General features: G+C 68.3%; 12 protein-coding genes. 9 read left to right on the forward strand and 3 right to left on the reverse strand.

The features are described 5' to 3' along the window. Positions 1-127: 127 nt before the first annotated feature. Positions 128-1,564 carry an IS1380 family transposase gene (locus ACTWOL_RS04390; RefSeq protein WP_474294504.1) on the reverse strand — a complete coding sequence of 479 codons (1,437 nt, stop codon included), beginning with the start codon at positions 1,562-1,564 and terminating at the stop codon, positions 128-130. Positions 1,565-2,756: 1,192 nt separating this feature from the next. Here ACTWOL_RS04390 and ACTWOL_RS04395 point away from each other — a divergent pair. From ACTWOL_RS04395 to ACTWOL_RS04410, 4 genes are all read left to right on the forward strand, one after another. Continuing rightward, a complete protein-coding gene (locus tag ACTWOL_RS04395; RefSeq protein WP_474294506.1) occupies positions 2,757-4,259 on the forward strand; it encodes a tetratricopeptide repeat protein in 1,503 nt (500 codons plus the stop codon). 136 nt (positions 4,260-4,395) lie between these two features. Further along, a complete protein-coding gene (locus tag ACTWOL_RS04400) occupies positions 4,396-5,577 on the forward strand; it encodes an MFS transporter (RefSeq protein WP_474294508.1) in 1,182 nt (393 codons plus the stop codon). Then, the gene (locus ACTWOL_RS04405; RefSeq protein ID WP_474294510.1) at positions 5,564-7,351 is read left to right on the forward strand and encodes an alpha/beta hydrolase family protein; all 1,788 of its coding nucleotides are present in this window, start codon (positions 5,564-5,566) and stop codon (positions 7,349-7,351) included. The genes ACTWOL_RS04400 and ACTWOL_RS04405 overlap by 14 nt, the downstream gene beginning before the upstream one ends. A 13-nt stretch (positions 7,352-7,364) precedes the next feature. Continuing rightward, positions 7,365-7,727, forward strand: a complete 363-nt coding sequence (locus tag ACTWOL_RS04410) for a hypothetical protein (RefSeq protein ID WP_474294512.1) — start codon at positions 7,365-7,367, stop codon at positions 7,725-7,727. Between the two features lie 306 nt (positions 7,728-8,033). Here ACTWOL_RS04410 and ACTWOL_RS04415 read toward each other — a convergent pair whose 3' ends face one another. After that, on the reverse strand, positions 8,034-9,263 hold the full coding sequence (locus tag ACTWOL_RS04415) for an acyl-CoA dehydrogenase family protein (RefSeq protein ID WP_474294514.1): 1,230 nt from the start codon (positions 9,261-9,263) through the stop codon (positions 8,034-8,036). A gap of 163 nt (positions 9,264-9,426) precedes the next feature. On the opposite strand from ACTWOL_RS04415, the gene ACTWOL_RS04420 reads away from it, so the two are divergent. Beyond that, positions 9,427-10,083, forward strand: a complete 657-nt coding sequence (locus tag ACTWOL_RS04420) for a TetR/AcrR family transcriptional regulator (RefSeq protein ID WP_474294516.1) — start codon at positions 9,427-9,429, stop codon at positions 10,081-10,083. 53 nt (positions 10,084-10,136) lie between these two features. Here ACTWOL_RS04420 and def read toward each other — a convergent pair whose 3' ends face one another. Next, positions 10,137-10,700, reverse strand: coding sequence for a peptide deformylase (gene def / locus ACTWOL_RS04425; protein WP_474294518.1), 564 nt, complete (start codon positions 10,698-10,700; stop codon positions 10,137-10,139). Between the two features lie 126 nt (positions 10,701-10,826). Between def and ACTWOL_RS04430 the strand changes: the two genes are divergently transcribed. From ACTWOL_RS04430 to ACTWOL_RS04445, 4 genes are all read left to right on the forward strand, one after another. Then, entirely contained in the window at positions 10,827-12,074 is a 1,248-nt protein-coding gene (locus tag ACTWOL_RS04430) for a MurT ligase domain-containing protein (RefSeq protein WP_474294520.1), read from the forward strand. Between the two features lie 17 nt (positions 12,075-12,091). Next, positions 12,092-12,820, forward strand: a complete 729-nt coding sequence (locus ACTWOL_RS04435) for a type 1 glutamine amidotransferase (RefSeq protein ID WP_474294522.1) — start codon at positions 12,092-12,094, stop codon at positions 12,818-12,820. A gap of 178 nt (positions 12,821-12,998) precedes the next feature. Then, positions 12,999-14,024, forward strand: a complete 1,026-nt coding sequence (locus tag ACTWOL_RS04440; RefSeq protein ID WP_474294524.1) for a 6-phosphofructokinase — start codon at positions 12,999-13,001, stop codon at positions 14,022-14,024. A gap of 148 nt (positions 14,025-14,172) precedes the next feature. Continuing rightward, positions 14,173-15,144, forward strand: coding sequence for a cytochrome c oxidase assembly protein (locus tag ACTWOL_RS04445; protein WP_474294526.1), 972 nt, complete (start codon positions 14,173-14,175; stop codon positions 15,142-15,144). Positions 15,145-15,199 lie beyond the last annotated feature (55 nt).

Here is a 15,199-nt window from a genome sequence, read left to right on the forward strand (position 1 = left end):
AGACGTTGCTGATCGTCAGCTGTCGGGCGGGGAGGGCGATTCCGCCTTTTGGGGATGGCTGAGTCCCGGCGCGGTGGTCGGGTTCTCCGGGGTCTTTCGGGTCGTGGGCGGTCTGGGTGGTTGTTGATCAGCTGGCGGGACGGGGCAGTGCGGCGAGGCGGTGGAAGGCCGTGGCCAGTTCGTGTCTCCAGGGCCAGGTCGCCGATATCCGCAAGCGCAGGCGTCGGCCGCCGCGGGTGAGGCGGGCGGCGACGTGCAGCAGCCGGTAGCGGAGCTTCTTCGGCTCGGCGGTGGCCAGCTCCCCGTCCAGGAGCAGGATGCGGGTCCAGGCCAGTAGGTCGATCGCGGCGAGGCTGAGTTCGAGCCAGACGGCATTGATGGCGAAGTGGCGGGAGGGGAAGCGGCCGAAGCCGGTGGTCTTGCCGCACCGGATGTGGTCTTCGACGGTGGCATGCCCGCGGTGGCGGACCTCCAGGAACTGGGCGGAGCCACCGCCGCAGTAGGGGGTGTCGGTGAGGAACACCTGATGGCGCAGGCCCTCGTCCTGGTCGAACAGGGACAGCTGGGCTCCGGGGTGCGGTCGTTCACGGCGCACGATGATGCGGGTGCCGGGCGGAAAGCCAGCCAGGTCGACCATGCCGGTCAGCTCGGCGACCTCGGCTCCCTCTCGCAGTGTTCCGTTCTGGTCCAGGGCGGGATGCCAGAGGCGGTCGGGCACCGAGCGGATCGCGCGGCGGACCGGCTCAGTGACCGCGTATCCGGCGGAGAACCGCAGGTCCAGCCCGTGCTCGCGCAGGTGACGGATGTGGGCGAGGAAGGCTTTCGCGGATCCTGCGCTGTCGGCGCGGACCAGGATCTGGGTTCCGTGCCGGTGAGCGTCGGGGATCTGCGCGAGGGCCTGGTCGAGGACCGCGATGTGATCGGCGGCGGTGTTGGCTCCGGCGTTGCCAGGCCGCAGTCGCGCCGACATGGCCTCGCCGGTGTTGGCCAGGAAGCACACCAGCGGGTGGAACCCGAAGCCGCCTTTGTAGGTGGGTGCGGCCGCTTCTTTCTCGGAGTGGCAGGCGACCAGTGTGGCGTCGAGGTCCAGGACCAGGCCGGGCAGTTCGCGCGCTGCGGCGGTCACTGCGGGTATGCCCTCACGGGTCTCGGCGGCTTGCAGCCAGGCGACCTCCCGAGCCGAAGTGCGGGCCGCTCGCATCGAAGCGAGTACGGCCTCGTCCATGTCGGCGAGCAGCCGCCAGGCCGTGGGCGTGGAGGCCACCGGGCCGAACATCTCGGCCTGGTCCCGCAGCACGGCCAGATCCGTGATGGCCTCGCCGCCATCGGCGAGCATCACCGCGAGATCGGTGGCGATCCGGCCCGGATCATGCCCGGTCCCGCGCGGCCGAAGCGGCCTGAGCGCGGTGGAGTACGCACTGGTCAGCCCGGTGGCATCGGCAAGATCAGCCAGCATCCGTGCCCCGGCATGCCCGACCACACCCGAACCGTCAGCGGAGACATGGAGCTTGGGACGAGAACCGATACCCTTCACGCAGAAAGTGCCTTCCGCTTGGACCGACATAACCCCTCGACAAGGTTCATCGTTCCAGCTCAGAAGGCACTTTCGTACTTCCGCCCCACGCCCGGACTCATCCCAACCGAAACGGCGAGGTTAGGTCCTGTCCGGGCGGTCTTTGAGGACCAGCCCGCGGCGTCGGATGCATGAGGACTCCCCGGCCCTCCGGGGCCGAGGGGAAGCATCGCAAGGCGGTGGGCGTACCCCCGGCCGGAGGCTGGGGGAGATCGTCCTCGTACGGGACGTACTCGGACGACTCCGACAACGCAGCGTGGGGGTACCTCCCAGCGGTAGCCGGGGGAGCGCCGTAGCTCTGACGAGCTCATCGAGCTGCAGCGGGAGGCTGTTGCAGCGCAGGAGCAGGCGACTGCCGGCGGATACTCCAAGGAAGCGTGGCGGCCGTGGCTCGACGCCGCCGAGAAAGTACAGGCCTCTGTCACCGCGTGGGCCGAGCAGACCGGGCAGAACCGGTACGAGGTCGACCAGGAGCTGAAGCGGCGAGTGGCGAGTGTTGCCATGCACTGGCAATCGCGGAACCCACGCGCTTACACCCGTGCGCCTGGCTCTATACCAGGGACTTTGTCGCCGTTACGGTATCTTCACTGCTTCCGCCCACTGCTTCCATCCACCGCTTCTCCGGCATGTTCATTGCGCTGCGCGCTAAGCCGGTGTTTCATGCCCCGGAAACCGGTGCTCCGGTTAGCAAAGCACCTGCAGACCGTGACTGGAATGCGACCCAAAGAGTCGCACGATCTGGCGGGCTGCTTGCGTCGAATGGCAAGGGGTAGAGGGGGATCTGCCGGGCCGCGCGGAAGGTTCCAAGTCTTTCGAGAATGACTCAAACGCATCGGCAACCCGCAAACCCTGAATGACGGTGACCCATGTCACGGCCTCGGTCGCCCAAAAAGAAGTTGCCCTTCGAAAGGGCCCTAGGTAAACCTTGATCCATGCCGGGCAACCGCCTGGCAAACGGGAAAGGAGATTGCGATGAAGCTCATCAAGGCTGCTCCCACCGCCAAGAAGGTCACGTTTTCTGTGATGTACAACGCCCCGGTCTAATCCGAGGCGACGCAAATTCGTGAGGGGCAGGGATTCCCTGCCCCTCACGGGCACGATTGATTCCCCGGCGGAACAAACGTGCAAGGGAAAACGGGGGTCCAGGGTGCGCCATTTCGTGGTTTCAGCCGATCGTGGAGTCGTGAGCTTTTCGCCGGTCAAGGCGCTGATCAGTGTGACGGACAGGGCCCACTGGCCGCGGGAAGCACTCATCGGGCTCAAGCTGATCTCCCCCGACGACCCGTCCTGCTCCGGTATCGGCAGCGAAGCCAGTCTCACAGACGCCGCGCAGGCTCAGGACCGCATCCGGTTCTTCCTCAAGGACCGCCTCACCCGCAACTTCCGTGATGTTGGAAGGGCTTGGCTGTCCGCCGTAGGACCCTGCGTCGTCGAGGTGACCCACGCCGAGATTCTCGACGAGGGCAGTCGGCTCTTTCTTGAGACGCTGGCAACTCTGCCGGGGCACGACGTCAAGGTGCGGCTCCAGGTGGGCGAGGGCGATTCCGCCGCCATCACACATCCTCCGAAGAACCCTCGGGAAGAGAGCGTCAACCGGCTCTTCGCTCAGGTCGTGACACTGTCGGAGTCCGATCTGGACTACCTGTACGAACAGGCCGTGGAGTATCTGAGCGTCGGCGACAGCTGGACGGCCGAGCGGATTCTTCGGGGCATACAGCCCCAGCGCGACGTGCCGGCCGTCTGGGGGCGCCTGGGCCTGGCGTACACCATGCAGGGCAGGACCCTGGAGGCGGAGTTCTGTTATCTGAGGTGGCGCAGCGACCCGGACTCCGTCGGTGTGGCCGGAGCGGACTATGCACTCTCCATGCTCTATGCGCGCCATCACCCTAGCCACCTACGCTCCCTCGACCGGACCGCTGAGTACCTGGAACACGGATACGCAGCGCTCGACCGGGTGGACGAGGACGACGACCGGGATCTCACCTTCCACCGGGTCTTCAATCGCAACGGTTATGCTCTTGTGGAATTCCGGCGCGGGCGCGTAGATGCGGCGATCGAACATCTGACATCGGGGATAGCGAAGCTCCGCAGTGGCACTGCAATCCACCGCATGCATCAGACGGTACTGATTTACAATCTGGCACAGTGCTACAGGAGAATCGGCAGGCTTGACTCTGCCATCGAGACCTATCTCGAATTGCTGGGTGTCGATGGAAAGATGCCCGAATATCACATGGAACTCGCTCACTGCTATCTGAGTATGGAGCGGTTCAACGAAGCACTGGCCAGCCTCCTGGAAGCCAGGAACCTGGCGCCCTCCATTCAGGAGGCGCATTCTCTTCTGGGGTTCACATACATGCAGCTTGGAAAGACGACGGAGGCCCTCGACGCGTACCGCGTCGCGCATGAATGCGACCCGCAGGACGTCGAAACGCTGTACGACTACGCGTACCTTCTGGCCGAGTCCGCGCAACCGGAAGGGGCACTGCGGCTGGCCTGCAGCCTGGACCACACCCTGCTCCCGCGTGAGCAGGCGGTCAAGCTCCTGACACTGGCGGCCGAGCAGCACGCACAGCTCGGGAACCTTCCCGAAGCCCGGTCGGCGTTGGAAGAGGTCGTCGCACTCACGCCAGACGACCCCGACGCCCACGCCAACCTCGAACAAGTGGCGGCCGCAATGGCGTGACCGCAGCACGCCGTCCCCGAAGCCCGGCGTGCCCGAAGCAAGGGATCTTGTGTCCAAAGCCCAGAAGGCGTCAATGCGTTCCTCTCCAGCCACGCCATCAGATCGAAGCCTGCCGGTCCCGGGCGCCCGTCGCGTCGTGGCCTACACCTTCATGTTCTTCACCGGTATGTGGCTTTCGAAGACAGTGCAGCCGCTGTACTTCAACGCGCATGACGATCTTGTGAACTTCGGCCTCTCGTACACCGCGATGGCCGTCGCCGGCACAACGTCGGTGTTCATAGGCCGACTCTCGGACCGGTGGGGATCGAGAGCGGTGCTCCTCGGGGGCACCGTCCTCTACTCGGCTGGCATGACACTGCGCATCGTCCACGACAGTGCCCTCGTCGCGGTGGCTTCCGGCCTCGTGGCGGGTGTCGGAGCCTCATCCGTGTTCATCGGTCTGCGCACTTGGACCTTGCACAACACAACTGAGGAGCAGCGGGCCGGCATCGTCTCCCGCCGGGAGTTCATGAACCAGGCCGGAACGGCACTCGGCATGGGGACCGCCGGAGCGCTGGCCGCGTTGATCGGCGCGGGTGACCGGGGCTACGTCTGTGTGCTGCTCCTAGCCGCAGGCTGTGTTCTGTCCGGACTTTTCCTCATTCCCCCAAGCCAGACGAGCGCGATCTCCGACGGCCGGGCAAAGGGCGGCGAGGCGGGGTTCGCCACGGTGTTCCGACAGCACAGGGGCCTAGCGCTCGGCATTGTCGGTCTCGGATTCCTGATGGGCTCCTACGTCAGCATCCTCAGCCCGTACCTCCCGTTGCTGCTTGCCCAGCGGGGCGTGCCCTTGGCTCTCGTCGGTGTCGTGCTCGCCGTGGCCAGCGTCGTCCGGCTGACCGCAGCAGCCGTCGCCGGCAAGTACCTGCGCGAGCGTTCCCCTCTGACGGTCTTTCTGGTCTCTGAGAGCTGCTGCGCGGCAGCCACCCTGATTCTCGCCCTGTCTGTGAGCCCTTGGTTGGCCGCCTTCGCTTTGGCGGCGCGCGGCGCCTTCCTGCTCGGAGCAACCGTCTCCCAGGAACTGCTGCAGTTGAGTGCCTTCCCCAGTGCCCTCGCCGGAGTTCTCTTCGGGCTCGTGCAGAGTGCCTTCCTGGCTGGAGACTCCCTGGGCGGTGCAGTGGGCGGCTGGCTGTATCACCAACTTGACAGCTCCCACACGGTGCTCATCGCCACAGGGCTCACCCTGGCCAACGCAGTGCTCGTACCGACCTTCTACGGCCGTCTGCGCAGATTCGCCGAGGCCGATCCGGAAAGGCAGAGTGCGCATGCGGCTTCCTGACGCCACCCCACAGCGCCACGTATCCGAGGCCTTCTTCACCGAGCGCGGCCGGTTCCTCCTCTCGTGGGACACCGGCCCAGTCCTGGGGTCTGTCCAGGACGACGGTGCCCTGCACATCGGCGTACCCGTTGAAGCGGCGGGCGCCCCGACCGATGCACGCGTCACTCTCGACGGTGACGCCGTCCTGTTCGTCGAATCACGTGAAGTGTTCGTCGCCTTGCACATGAACGACACAGGTGTCGTCGTTGTGGAGACCGGCCTGAGCGGGGTAAGCGAGCGGTGGCACGCCTCGTTGCCGCCAGCGGAGCACGGCCACTGGACCCTGACGGATGTGGTGCATGGCTGGGACGAAGCAGGAGCCCACTGTCTGGTGCTCACGGTCGAGGACGCCGCGGGATCCGTCGAGTTCCACCAGATCGGTGTCGGCAAACGGGTGCAGACCCACCGGCCCGTTGCATCCGGACAGTTGGTCTACTGGGACCTCCGGTACGACGCGGCCGTCGTCCGCGAGGACCGTGGGCCCTGGGATCCCATGCTGCACCTGGAACGTCCGCTGTCGCAGGCCGCCCCGCAGTCGGTCGCTGCCCGGTGGGCGGACGGCTGGGAGGGGCGCAGCCTGCTCGTCGAGACGCCTCCGGGTGCCGAAAGCCGCCTCGCGGTATGGGACCTCACCGGTTCCTCTCCGGTCCCGGTCACCTGCCTGGCCGGACATGTCGATGATGCACGCCTCGTGCGTGACGGCAGCGGACATGTCCTCGTGGTCGCCACCGTCGAGGGCTCGGACACCTTGCACGTGTGGGACCCGAAGAACGACGAGAACACACCGCTTCCCCTGAACGGCACCGGCCGGATACGCATCCGGGCCACCGGGCCGCGCGGGATCGGGATGTACCAGGTCTCAACGCTGGAAGGCTCCTCCTGGATCTGGCTGGACCACGACGGAGGCCTGCACCAGTCCAGGGGCGAAGTGCCCCCCTACGCTGGACAGGCGACGCTGTCCCACGTCTGGTACGGCCGGACACCAGTGCTCTTGTACCTACCGGAGCAGCCTCCGGTGGCAGCTGTGGTCTCGCTCCACGGCGGACCCGAGTCCCTGGAACGCGACGAACTCCGTTGGGACGGTCTGTATCGCGAACTCCTCGACGCCGGTGTGGCTGTCATGGGGCTCAACTACTGCGGCTCCACCGGCTACGGTCCGGCCCACACACAGCGAGCGTGGAAGACCTGGACCACCGCGTTCCGGGAGGACGTGGAGTCATGCATCGCGGCCGCCGCGGAATGGGGAGTCCTCCCGGCTGGCATGGCTCTTCTCGGCGGAAGTTTCGGCGGCGCGCTCGCCCTGCTGGGCTGTGTCCTCCGAAACGACCTCGCCGGCGCGGTTGCCAGTGCCCCGCTCATCGACGTCCGACGCCATGCAGAGCAGGCGGCAGCGGCAGACCCCTCCTACCAGGACTGGTTCGGAACCCGGTTCGAACTCGCCGCGTCGGCGGCACCGGCAGAACGGGTCTTCGATCCTCAGCACCTGTCCACCACGGCTCCCGGGCAGCGTGTCTTCCTCATCCACGGCAGCGAAGACGAGGTGACGCAATGGCAGCACAGCAAGCTCGTGGCCGATGAGGCAACCCGCCTAGAGCTGCCCTGGATGCTGATCACCGAAGCAGGAACAGGTCACGTTCCCACCGACCTCAACGAGGCCGAGAACCGATACCGGAACATCCACTCGGCACTCCTGGAGGTTCTCGGGATTGCTCCAGGTACCAAGACGACATCGTGAGGAGCACGTGTTGATGAGCGCAGCAGCGAAACTGCTGACGGGGGTTCTCATAGCCGCGGGCATGTCAGCCACGACCGGCATGGCGCCTGTCGGGGCTGACGTATCGGAGAACTGCCAGCAGAGCGGCTACTGCCTGTTCGCCGGGACAGCCTTCACAGGCGACAAAGCCGTGCTGCCGAATGTCACCGGCTGCCGCGCCGTGAGTAGTCTGGGTATCTCCGCCGCCCGCTCGGCATCCCGGGGTTTCGGAGACGGCAAGACTCTGGTGTTGTACTCGGACACCCAGTGCTCGCATCGGATCACGGACGTCATGCAGGACCGGGCCAGCCTGGACCCCGCAGCGCTCAGCTATGCCCTGGTGAACCTACCTGGCTGAGCTGCGCACGGCAGACCCGGCCACCGCCGGCGAGGGCTTCGCCGTCGCCGGCTTCCACCAACCAAGGCAGCCAGCAAGTCACCTGGCCATGCGGTGAGAAAAGCATCAAGTGACTCAGGCGCGCGCGGGAAGATCCAGTCCGCCAGCGGCCTCGCCAGCGTCATTGTCGGGCCTGCGCGGTTGATCTCCCAGATTTCTTCCAACTCGTAATGGATCATTCCGAGATGCAGAAACAGCCCCCTCTCGTAGACGTGGAGGGGCTGCTTCCGGGGGTACGATCCATGCGCGTCCTGCTGCCATTTCGCCCTAGCGGATCGGCATCCCCGACAGCGTGCGCGCGATCACCAGGCGCTGGATCTCGCTGGTGCCTTCGAAGATCGTGTAGATCGCGCTGTCCCGGTGCATGCGCTCCACCGGGTACTCGCGGGTGAAGCCGTTGCCGCCGAGGATCTGGACCGCCTGGGCGGTGACCTTCTTGGCGACCTCGCTGGCGAAGAGCTTGGACATCGACCCCTCGGCGGCCGTGAACGGCTTGCCGCTCACCGCCATCCAGGAGGCGCGCCAGACCAGCAGCCGGGCGGCGTCGATCTGGGTGCGCATGTCGGCGAGCTGGAAGGCGACGCCCTGGTTGTCGATGATCGGGCGGCCGAACTGCTCGCGGCTCTTGGCGTAGTCGAGTGCGTAGTCGTAGGCGGCCCGGGCCGTGCCGACCGCCATGGCGCCGACGGCGGGGCGGGAGGCCTCGAAGGTGGCCATGGCGGCGTTCTTCACCCGCTCGCCGCCCCCTGCCCTGGCCCGCTCATGGGCGCGGGCCAGACGCTCGTCGAGCTTCTCCTTGCCCCCGAGCAGGCAGTGACCGGGGACCCGGACGTCGTCGAGGACGACCTCGGCGGTGTGGGAGGCGCGGATGCCGTGCTTCTTGAACTTCTGGCCCTGGGCAAGACCGGGGGTGTCCGGGGGGACGATGAAGGAGGCGTGGCCCTTGCTGCCGAGCTCCGGGTCGACCACGGCGACGACGACGTGGACGTTGGCGATGCCGCCGTTCGTCGCCCAGGTCTTGGTGCCGTTGAGGACCCACTCGTCCTTGGCCTCGTCGTAGACGGCGCGCGTGCGCATCGAGCCGACGTCGGATCCCGCGTCGGGCTCGGACGAGCAGAAGGCGGCGACCTTGACGTCGTCGACGTCGCCGTACATCTGCGGGATCCAGGTGCCGATCTGCTCCTCGGTGCCGTTGGCGAGCACGCCGACCGCGGCGAGTCCGGTGCCGACGATGGACAGGGCGATGCCCGCGTCTCCCCAGAAGAGCTCCTCCATCGCCACCGGAACGCCGAGACCGGTGGGGTCGAAGTACTGCTGGGCGTAGAAGTCCAGGGAGTAGATCCCCACCTTGGCGGCCTCCTGGATGACCGGCCAGGGGGTCTCCTCGCGCTCGTCCCACTCCGCGGCGGCCGGGCGGATCACGTCCCTGGCGAAGCCGTGCAGCCAGTCACGGACCTGCTTCTGGTCGTCGTTGAGATCGAGCGCGAACTCGGTCATGTCCCCTCCTGATGTACACCCATCCGCATGTTACTAGCGGTAACCACAGTCTGTTACTGCCAAGTAAGCGCTGTCAACCGCAACCAGCGGGTTCGGCGCCGATCCCCTGCGGAGTGTTACGTTGCGCAGGCCTCAAGGAACACGTACGGGCGGGGAGAACGCTATGGACACCACCACTCAGCAGACCGATCAGCAGCGGTCGGCGGACCAGCGGCGGCGCGAGCTGCTCGAAGCCGCGGACCGTGTGGTGCTCCGGGACGGGCCGAAGGCCTCGATGAACGCCATCGCGGCGGAGGCCGGGATCACCAAGCCGATCCTCTACCGGCACTTCGGCGACAAGGGCGGGCTCTACCGCGCCCTTGCCAAGCGCCACACCGACGCTCTGCTGGACGCCCTGCGCGCCGCGGTGGACGCCCCCGCGGACCGGCGCGGACGCGTGGAGAACACCATCGACACGTATCTCGCGGCGATCGAGGCCAGACCGCAGGTCTACCGCTTCCTCATGCACCCGGCCGACGACATCAGCGTGGCCGAGCACACCGAGCGCGGCTTCGACGTCGGCCGCCACTCGGCGCCGCTGCTGCGCCGTCTCGGCGAGGAGCTGGCCAAGGTCATCGAGGACCGCGTGGATCTCGGCCCCGGCGGCGGTGAGCTGGCCAGGGTGTGGGGGCACGGGATCGTCGGCATGATGCACGCCGCCGGCGACTGGTGGCTCGGCGAGCGCCCCTGCTCCCGCGCCCAGTTGGTGACGAGCCTGGTCGACCTCCTGTGGGGGCGGCTCGCCGAGGTGGAGGACCGCGACGGCGGTCCGGGGTTCTAGAACCCCCGTGGAAGCTGTGACGGGCCGTCCCGTCACAGCCCCTCCCGAGGCTCCTACAGCGCCTCGGGAAGCGTGCGGCCGCGCGCCCACGGCGCCCGCCGCACCGCCCTCAGGGCGCGCCTGCGGCGCAGGCCGGCCACATGGTCGAGATAGATCCCGCCCTCCAGGTGGTCGCACTCGTGCTGCAGACAGCGGGCGAAGAAGCCAGTGCCGTCCACCCGCACGGGCCGGCCGTCCAGCGTGACGCCCTCGACGACGGCATGGTCGAAGCGGGGCGTGCCCGCCTCGACACCGGGCAGCGAGAGACAGCCCTCCGGTCCGCGCACCGTGACCCCGTCGGCCGTGACGAGCCGGGGGTTGACGATGTGCCCGAGATGGCGGACGTCCTCGTCGTCGGGGCAGTCGTAGACGAAGACCCGCAGCGGGACGCCGATCTGGTTCGCCGCGAGGCCGACGCCCTGGGCCGCGTACATGGTGGCGAACAAGTCCTCGACGAGCGCCGCGAGGGACGGGCCGAAATCCGTCACGGGCTCGCACGGAGCGTGCAGCACCGGATCTCCGAGCAGGCTCATGGCGCGTACGAGTCCGGAACTGCCGGGGATCGAACGGTTTCGCATGGCGGCAAGCCTACGTTCCGCCCGTCTCCGCGATGACCTCCGGCTTTCGCCGTGGAGCCGGGGTACGGGGCGTTGGCCGAAGGTCGATAGGCTGAACCCCGACCGACGCAAGGAGGATCAAGGACGATGGCAGGACACCCTGGCAACGCAGAGCCGCTGACGCCGCGGGCCAAGCTGGCCGTGCAGGCGGGCAAGGCCGCAGCGGCGGTGTCGCGCGCGGCGGGACGTGGCAGCGGATCGGTGATCGGCGGCCGGGTGGCGCTCAAACTCGACCCGGATCTGCTGAGCCGCCTGGCCCAGCACCTCGATGTCGTCCTGGTCTCGGCGACCAACGGCAAGACCACCACCACCCGGCTGATCGCCGAGGCTCTGCGGGCCAGCGGCCCGGTCGTCTCGAACGCACTGGGCGCGAACATGCCCGCGGGCATCACCTCGGCGCTCGCCGGCGGCTCCGACGCCCGCTACGGCGTGATCGAGGTCGACGAGAAGTACCTCGCCGGTGTCGCCCGCGACACCACCCCCAAGGCCATCGCCCTGCTCAACCTCTCCCGCGACCAGCTGGACCGCGCGGCCGAGACCCGGATGCTGGCCGAGAAGTGGCGTGAGGGCCTGTCCGGCACCAAAGCCGTGGTCATCGCCAACGCCGACGACCCACTGATCGTGTGGGCCGCGTCCTCGTCCCAGACCGTGGTGTGGGTGGCCGCCGGGCAGGAGTGGAAGGACGACGCCTGGTCCTGCCCCTCCTGCGGCGGTGTGCTGCAGCGCCCGGGAGACGACTGGTTCTGCGGTGAGTGCGGCTTCCGCCGCCCCGCCGTGAGCTGGGCGCTGAACGGCGACTACGTCCTCGATCCGCACGGTTCGGCGTGGCCGATCCATCTGCAGCTCCCCGGCCGCGCCAACAAGGCGAACGCCGCGACCTCCGCCGCCGTCGCCGCCGTCTTCGGAGTGCCGCCGCAGGTCGCCCTGGAGCGGATGTACCAGGTGCAGGCGGTCGCTGGACGCTACGACGTCGTCTCCTTCCTCGGCCGTGACGTGCGGCTGCTGCTGGCGAAGAACCCGGCGGGCTGGCTCGAGACCTTCTCGCTGATCGACCCGCCGCCGACGCCGGTGATCCTCTCCGTCAACGCCCGGGGCGCCGACGGCACCGACACCTCCTGGCTGTGGGACGTCGACTACACCCGGCTCGCCGGGCACCCGATCTTCGTGATCGGCGACCGCAGGCTGGACCTGGCCGTGCGGCTCGAGGTCGCGGGCCTCGACTTCCGGGTCTGCGACACCCTCGACGCGGCCGTGCAGGCCGCTCCGCCCGGACGGATCGAGCTCATCGCCAACTACACCGCCTTCCAGGACGTACGCCGCCGCGTCGGCAACTGATCGCAGAGGATTCGAGCATGAGCGACAGCAGTCTGCGTCTCGTCTGGGTCTACCCGGACCTGCTCAGCACGTACGGGGACCAGGGCAACGCCCTGGTCGTGGAGCGCCGCGCCCGGCAGCGCGGACTCGGCGTCACCCGCGTCGACGTCCGCAGCGACCAGCCGGTGCCGACCTCCGGCGACATCTACCTCATCGGCGGCGGCGAGGACCGGCCGCAGCGCCTCGCGGCCGAGCGGCTGCGCCGTGACGGCGGCCTCAGCCGTGCCGCCTCCAACGGCGCGATCATCTTCTCGGTCTGCGCCGGGTACCAGATCCTCGGCCACGAGTTCGTCAACGACCTCGGCCGGCCGGAGCCCGGGCTCGGGCTGCTCGACGTCGTCTCCACCCGCGGCGAGGGCGAGCGGTGCGTCGGCGATGTGCTGGCCGACATCGACCCGCGCCTCGGCCTGCCCCAGCTGACGGGCTTCGAGAACCACCAGGGCATCACCCATCTCGGCCCAGCGGCCCGCCCGTTCGCCCGCACCGTGCTCGGCAAGGGCAACGGCACCGGCGACGGCACCGAGGGGGCGTACAACGACACCGTGTTCGGCACGTACATGCACGGTCCGGTGATGGCCCGCAATCCGCAGATCGCGGATCTGCTGCTGAAGCTGGCCCTGGACGTGAACGCGCTTCCGCCCACCGACGACCGCTGGTACGAGGCGCTGCGGGGCGAGCGCATCATGGCCGCCACACAGCCCGCCTGAGCGGTGTCCACTGCGAACGGCCCGGCGCTCATCCGCCGGGCCTTTCGCACATCTGCGCCGGTGTCCACTGGGCGGACGTCCGGTTCGGCTCAGGGCCCCTCACGCCGGTAGGGTGGCGGGAATCCCACCGGACAACGTGGTCCGGGAGTCAGCCCACGTTGCAAAGGTATTCGGGCTCATGCGCATTGGTGTCCTCACCTCCGGAGGCGACTGCCCCGGTCTGAACGCGGTCATCCGTTCCGTCGTGCACCGCGCTGTCGTCGACCACGGCGACGAGGTCATCGGCTTCCACGACGGCTGGAAGGGCCTTCTGGAAGCCGACTACCGCAAGCTCGACCTGGACGCGGTCGCCGGCATCCTGGCGCGCGGCGGCACGATCCTCGGCTCCTCGCGCGTGCAGCCCGCGCATCTGGTCGACGGCGTCGAGCGCGCCAAGGGGCATGTCGCCGAGCTCGGCCTCGACGCGATCATCCCGATCGGCGGCGAGGGCACGCTCAAGGCCGCCAATCTCCTTTCCGAGGCCGGTCTGCCGATCGTCGGCGTGCCGAAGACCATCGACAACGACATCGCGTCGACCGATGTGACGTTCGGCTTCGACACCGCGGTCGGTGTCGCGACCGACGCCCTGGACCGGCTGAAGACCACCGCCGAGTCGCACCAGCGCGTCCTGATCGTCGAGGTCATGGGCCGGCACACCGGCTGGATCGCGCTGCACTCCGGTATGGCTGCGGGCGCGCACGCCATCGTGGTGCCCGAGCGGCCCTTCGACATCGACGAGCTGACGAAGCGGGTGGGCGCGCGCTTCGAGGCGGGCAAGCGGTTCGCGATCGTCGTGGTCGCCGAAGGCGCCAAGCCGCGCGAGGGAAGTATGGACTTCGACGAGGGCGGCAAGGACGTCTACGGCCACGAGCGTTTCGCCGGAGTCGCCCGGCAGCTCTCCGTCGAGCTCGAGGACCGGCTCGGCAAGGAGGCCCGGCCGGTGATCCTCGGGCATGTGCAGCGCGGTGGCACGCCGACCGCGTACGACCGTGTCCTCGCGACCCGCTTCGGCTGGCACGCGGTGGAGGCCGCGCACCGCGGCGAGTTCGGGATGATGACGGCGCTGCGCGGGACGGACATCACGATGGTGCCGCTGGCGCAGGCCGTCGAGACGCTCAAGACGGTCCCGGACGAGCGCTACGCCGAGGCCGAGTGCGTGCTGTGACCGGCGCGCGGGTCCGCTGATCGCTCGTACGTCCGCGAATCCGCCCTCCTACGTCCGTGAATCCGCCCCCGGCCGCAGCTGCGCCCGGGGGCGGTTCTAGTCTGGTGCGGACATCAAGCGCGAATCGGGACGCTCCAGGAGTACACAGATGGACCACAGCGGGCACGGCGGCGGCCATGGCGAGCACGGTATGCCGATGGACCTGCCCCCGTTCACGCTGGGGCGCGGGCTGGAGCTGTCCCCGGATTCGTTCTTCCTGGCCGGCTGTCTCCTCGCCCTCGGGCTGTACGGCTGGGGCGTCGTCCGGCTCCGTCGCCGCGGTGACGCCTGGTCCGCGGGCCGCACGGTCTCCTTCGCGGTGGGTGTGCTGAGCATCGCCCTGGTGATGTGCACCAAGCTGAACGACTACGGCATGGTCATGTTCAGCGTGCACATGGTGCAGCACATGGTGATCAGCATGCTCTCGCCGATCTTGCTGCTGCTGGGCGCCCCGGTGACTCTCGCCCTGCGTGCGCTGCCGGTGGCCGGGCGGGGCGCCAAGGGACCGCGCGAACTGCTGCTGGCGCTGCTGCACAGCCGGTACATGCGGATCGTCACGCATCCCGCGTTCACGATCCCGATGTTCATCGCGAGCCTGTACGGGCTCTACTTCACCTCGCTGTTCGACTTCCTGATGGGGTCCAGGCCAGGGCACATCGCGATGATGGTGCACTTCCTCGCCGTCGGACTGATCTTCTTCTGGCCGATCATGGGCGTCGACCCGGGTCCGCACCGCCCCGGCTATGTGATGCGGATGCTGGAGCTCTTCGCGGGCATGCCGTTCCACGCGTTCTTCGGTATCGCCCTGATGATGGCGAGCGAGCCGATGGTGCGGACGTACGCCGATCCTCCGGCGTCCCTCGGGATCACCGCCCTGTCCGACCAGACCGCGGCCGGCGGCATCGCCTGGGCCTTCAGCGAGATCCCTTCGGTGCTGGTGCTGATCGCGCTGGTCTACCAGTGGTACCGCTCCGAGCAGCGTCAGGCGGTGCGCGAGGACCGGGCTGCGGACCGGGACGGCGACAAGGAGCTGGAGGCGTACAACGCCTACCTGGCCTCTCTGCAGGCCCGGGGGCGCTGAGCTCCGCGGTCCTGACGCGGATCCCGTGCCGGAGAGTGGCGCGGGGCCCGTCCCC

The sequence above is a fragment of the Micromonospora sp. IBHARD003 genome (assembly GCF_056106285.1).